A 4,776-nucleotide genomic window follows, 5' to 3' on the forward strand; every position below is an offset into this window, starting at 1 on the left:
CGCGCGCGGCGGCCGCGTGCAGCATGGCGGCGGCGACCAGACCATCCTGGTCTTCGACCTCGGTGGCGGTACGTTCGACGTCTCGCTGCTGGCCCCCAGTCGTTCGCGCCTTCCGGCGCCCTGCCGACGGGTGCTTCCAATATCGAGGCCTGGGGCCAGAGGCAGGAGTGGAACCGCGAGGCGACGTACGGCGTGAGAGGGAACGGGCGTGGGCGCCGTCCGGTTCTGCACCGAGCTGTCGGCGCCGGCCCGGCCGGGCGCTCGTGCCCGTCGCACAACGCCCGGAACCGCACGCTGCGGCGGCCCCGCCGACTCCGCGGCACCCGGAAGCCGACCGTACAATCCTCGCGACCAAATCGGGGGCGACATCAGCGGGGGAGTCCGCGTGGAAACGATCATCGTGCAGTTGCCCGGCACCGCCCAGTGGGGCGTGGACGAGACGGGCAGTCCCGAACTGATCCACCTGGGGCCGGGGGACATCGCGGACTTCGGACGCGGTGGGGCGGGGGTCCGCATCGTCCTGACCGACCCGGGGATCTCCCGCCGGGCCGGGCAACTGGAAGCCGCGGGGGACTACTGGCGGCTGTCCAACTTCAGCCGCAGCGTGTCGTACGTGGTGGAGAACCTGGAGGGGGCCGGCGAGTACCTCACCGTCGCGCCCGGGCGGCTCGGGGCGCCCGTGCCCTTCGAGTTCTCCCGCGTGGTGCTGCCCGCCCTGTCCGGCACGGCCACGTTCAAGGTGTTCGCACCCCAGCACGCCTATCTCAGCGAGCAGTCCGTGCCGGGCGGCGGCGAACAGACCGTCCACCCCTTCGCCCTGGACCCGACGTCGAAGTACTTCCTCGTCCTGGTGGCCCTGTGCGAGCCCCGGCTGCGCGACCCCTCCGACTCGGCGCTGCCCGGTGTCGGGCAGATCGTGGAGCGGCTGCGGCCGCTGGAGTCCTGCCGGGGCCTGACGCGCTCGGCGGTCAACTACCACATCGACTACCTCGCCTTCGCCAAACTGCGCCTGGAACTCGGCGAGGAGGCCACCGCCGCGACCGACGGCGGCCGCACCGGCGCCAAGCGCACCCGGCTCGCCTCCGTCGCCCTGCGCTTCGGCCTGGTCCGCGAGGAACACCTCGGCCTGCTGCCGCCCCGCGGCGCCGCACGCCTCACCGACCCGCAGGAGACCGGCGCGTGACGACGTCCGAGGAACGGGACGACGAACTGGAAGCGCCCCGCCCGCCCCGTCTCCCGGAGGGCTTCCGCATCGAGGGCTGGGAGGTCGGCACGGTCATCGGCTCCGGTGGCTGGGGGACGGTGTACGAAGCCCGTGCGGTCGCCGACGGCACTCCCGCCGCGGTGAAGGTGCTCCCGACCGGCTCCCTCGGGCCCGGGCAGCGCGCCGCGCTCGGTGAAAACGTGGCGCGCGAGGTCCGGTTCAGCGCGGAGGCGGACCACCCCCACCTCGTCCGCACCCACGCCGTGTGCACCGTCGAGGCACCGGAACTCCCCGCCCTGCACGGCGCGATCGCGCTGGTCATGGGCCGGGCCGAGGCCAGCCTGCAGGACGTACTGGACGCCGCGGAGACGGCCGGGCCGATCGCCGACGCCGACCGTGTCCTGCGCGGGGTCGCCGCCGGGCTCGCCCACATGCACGACGCCGGGTGGGTGCACGGCGACCTCAAACCCGCCAACGTCCTGCTGGGCCCGGGCGGTCGGGTATGGCTGGCGGACTTCGGCCTGGCCGCCGAACTCGAAGGCACCCACGCCCACTTGCCGCCGCTCGGCACCCTCGACCACCTGCCCCCCGAGTGGTGGTCCCAGCGCACCGGCACCCAGGGCGCCGTCGTCCGGCCCACCGCCGACATCTGGGCCTTCGGTGTCCTCGCCCACCAGGTCCTCACCGGCGGACTCCATCCCTTCCCGGGCGCGACGGCCCGGGCCCGCTCACTCGCCGCCCAGGCCTACGCCCGCGGCACCGCACCCCTGCGGCTCGACGCCGGCCTCGACGAGGACATGCGCCGGCTGATCGTCGACTGCCTGGCCCCGGACCACGCCGCCCGGCTCCCGCACACGGCCGACGGAGTCGCCGCCCGGGGTCGACGCCATCACCGTCGGCCCGCACCGCCGCCGAAGACGCCTGGTGCCCGCTGTCGCGGCCGGGCTCGTCGTGCTGACCGCCGCCGCGGTCGCCGGGGCGGCCCTCCTGGGAGGAGACGGCGGCACCCAGGACGACGAACGCGACCGCGCCACCCCCACCGCCGCCGGCACGCCGGCCGGTGAGATCCCCGAGGACTCCGACGTACCCGAGGCGCTGCGCCCCGTCATCGCCCGCGCGGCCCACCGCTGCACCGACGAGGAGATCACGCCCGCCCTGCTCGCCGCGCTGATCAAGGCCGAGAGCAACTTCGACCCGAACGCCTCCCGCCCGCAGAGCGAGGAGTACGGCATCGCCATGTGGACGCCGTCGGTGTTCCGGGCCTGGGCGGTCGACGGAGACGGTGACGGCGACAAGGACCACATGTCGCCGCCGGACGCGATCTCCACCATGAGCCTGTACGTGTGCTGGCTCGACCAGCGCTTCAAACAGGCCGGGCTGCCGAAGAAGGACCTGCCCGCGCTCGTGGCGGCCGGCTACCGCACCAGTGACCGTACGGTCATCGAGGAGCGTGGCGTACCGGAGCGGGTGAAACCGCACGTGGACGAGGTGATGCGCTATCTCGCCGAGTACGAACGCTGACCCGTACGACCGCGAGCGGTGGGCTGACCCGTACGACCGCGAGCGGTGGGCGGGGCCGCTGCCCTGCCCACCGCTCGTCCCCCGTTCCCGTCGCGACCGCTACGCGGCGCACTCCGGGACGTTCGGCAGCCGGTTGTCCGGCGAGCTGATGTAGATGTTGGAGATGTAGCCGCCGTACTGGGGCAGATAGGCCCACCAGTCGTTGGTGTACGCCGGCACACTGACCGTCTCGCCCCGGACCTGGCAGCCCACCAGCACCTCGACCCCGGCGGGGAGTTGCGTCATCCGGTCGCCGCCCGTGGCCGGCCCCCTGCGGACGTTCACGAACTCGCCCCAGGTGCCGAACCAGGTCCCGGCGGGCCGCTTCGCCCCGGGCACGTTCAGCGAGCGGGTCAGCCGGCCGATGTCGGTGTAGGCCTTGCCGTACGACGTGCCGACCGGGTGCAGCGTCAGCACGGCCACGATCGTGCGGTCGTTCGCGCCCACCGTGCCGGTGGTGTGCAGCGCGGGGCGGGTGAGGTCCACGGCCGCGGCGGCCCGGGGAGCCGGGGCGGCCGACTCCGCCCGCACTCCCGAGGACGCGGCCTGGGAGCCGCATGTGCCCTTCGCGTACTTCCCGGACCAGCCCTGCTTCACCGCCCAGGGCTTGTCGAACGCCCCGGCGATGCCGAAGTGCTGGTCGAAGTGGTCGGTGGCGGAGCAGCGTGTGGAGCGGCGCAGGTTGTCCATGATGAAGTCACGAACGGGTGCGGGCGCCTTCTCCAGGATGTACCGGTAGATCGCCACCGTGTCCCGCGCGGAGAGGGCGGTGTAGCCCCAGAAGCCCGCGTATTCGGCGGGCGGCGGCGCCGTGTCGCGCAGACCGAGCGCGGGCCGGTCGGTCATCCGCTTGATGATCGCCGAGCCGCCGTACGTCGACCAGTAGTGGTTCGCGGCGTCGTCGTCGCTGCCGCGCAGCATCGGCTCCAGCCGGGCGCGGTCGGCCGGGGGGATGGTGTGGTCGGGCCCGCGGTCCCACAGGAAGTCCAGGGTCATCAGGAGCTTGACGACCGAGGCGGACCGGAACTGTGCGCTGTCGTTGACCTGCTCGGTGAACGCGCCGGCTTCGCGGTCGTAGACGGCCACGCCGGCGGTGACACCGGGCGGGATCCGGCCGTCCGCGGAGGCCCAAACGATCCCGGCGGCCTCGGCGGCCCTGCCCGTCCTGGGGTGTGCCGCCGCACCGCTCGTGAGTGACGCGACCGTGACGACGGCCGCGAGCGCGGCCGCGCCGCGCAGGAGCATGCGCATGGTTGCCCTTCCTGGATCGCCCGGTGGTCCTACCGGGTCTTGGCCCGCGGCACCACGATAGGAGCCCGGGCGCGGCCGGCGGTCCTGACGAATGTCAGGGCCGCGGCACAGCGGGGCGACCTGCGGCTTTGACCCTGATAAGTGTCAGGTGTCGGCGGTGCGGTGACGCCCCGTACGGTCACGACCAGCGAGCGACGGCCGGGGCCGGCCGCCGCGCACGACCGCATCACCCGCCGACCCACGAAAGAGGGCTCATGAGCCGTCGATCACTCACGACACTGCTGGCCGCGGGGGGCGCCGCCGCGGTGATGGCGCTCCTTGCGACCACTGCCCAGGCCCAGCCGTTCTCGGGCGGAAACTACGGGTTGTACGGGCAGGAGGGGCAGTACCCCACCACCTCGTTCTGCTCGGGTACGTTCCGCCAGGTCGGAGCCACCAAGTACTTCGAGGGCATGGCCCTGAAGTACTTCTACTCCGACAAGTGTGGCTCGTTCGCCCGGATCGAGAACTCCCGGCCCGGCTGCGCGGCCGTCCTGCAGCGCTCCGACAACGGCGCGGGCCGTAACGACGGCTGGGTCTCCGAGACCGTCGACCCCGGCATCAACTACGCCTACACGCAGATGGGCAACAACCTCAACGGCCGCGTCTCGCGCGCCCTGCTCGCCTGCGACGGCCACGACCTGGTGAACACCGGCTGGTACTGAGCCGCCCCACTCGCCCCACGGGGCGGCCGGTGCTCCGGCCGCCCCTTCGGCGCGCAC

6 protein-coding genes are annotated in these 4,776 nt (G+C 73.3%); 5 read left to right on the forward strand and 1 reads right to left on the reverse strand.

Features of this window, described 5'->3' with window-relative positions:
• Positions 1 to 16 precede the first annotated feature (16 nt).
• From ABZ281_RS38170 to ABZ281_RS38185, 4 genes are all read left to right on the forward strand, one after another.
• Positions 17 to 196 carry an Hsp70 family protein gene (locus ABZ281_RS38170; protein ID WP_356662619.1) on the forward strand — a complete coding sequence of 60 codons (180 nt, stop codon included), beginning with the start codon at positions 17 to 19 and terminating at the stop codon, positions 194 to 196.
• A 189-nt stretch (positions 197 to 385) separates the two neighbouring features.
• Positions 386 to 1,183 carry a serine/threonine protein kinase gene (locus ABZ281_RS38175; protein ID WP_356662614.1) on the forward strand — a complete coding sequence of 266 codons (798 nt, stop codon included), beginning with the start codon at positions 386 to 388 and terminating at the stop codon, positions 1,181 to 1,183.
• Positions 1,180 to 2,268 carry a serine/threonine-protein kinase gene (locus ABZ281_RS38180; RefSeq protein ID WP_356662615.1) on the forward strand — a complete coding sequence of 363 codons (1,089 nt, stop codon included), beginning with the start codon at positions 1,180 to 1,182 and terminating at the stop codon, positions 2,266 to 2,268. The genes ABZ281_RS38175 and ABZ281_RS38180 overlap by 4 nt, the downstream gene beginning before the upstream one ends.
• On the forward strand, positions 2,156 to 2,725 hold the full coding sequence (locus ABZ281_RS38185) for a transglycosylase SLT domain-containing protein (RefSeq protein ID WP_356662616.1): 570 nt from the start codon (positions 2,156 to 2,158) through the stop codon (positions 2,723 to 2,725). Before ABZ281_RS38180 ends, ABZ281_RS38185 begins: the two co-directional genes overlap by 113 nt.
• Before the next feature lie 99 nt (positions 2,726 to 2,824).
• On the opposite strand, the gene ABZ281_RS38190 is transcribed toward ABZ281_RS38185, so the two are convergent.
• Positions 2,825 to 4,015: a hypothetical protein gene (locus ABZ281_RS38190; protein ID WP_356662617.1), complete on the reverse strand. Its 1,191-nt coding sequence runs from the start codon at positions 4,013 to 4,015 to the stop codon at positions 2,825 to 2,827.
• 254 nt (positions 4,016 to 4,269) lie between these two features.
• On the opposite strand from ABZ281_RS38190, the gene ABZ281_RS38195 reads away from it, so the two are divergent.
• On the forward strand, positions 4,270 to 4,719 hold the full coding sequence (locus tag ABZ281_RS38195) for a hypothetical protein (RefSeq protein WP_356662618.1): 450 nt from the start codon (positions 4,270 to 4,272) through the stop codon (positions 4,717 to 4,719).
• Positions 4,720 to 4,776: the final 57 nt, after the last annotated feature.

Source organism: Streptomyces sp. NPDC006265 (genome assembly GCF_040613555.1).
Classification (GTDB): domain Bacteria; phylum Actinomycetota; class Actinomycetes; order Streptomycetales; family Streptomycetaceae; genus Streptomyces.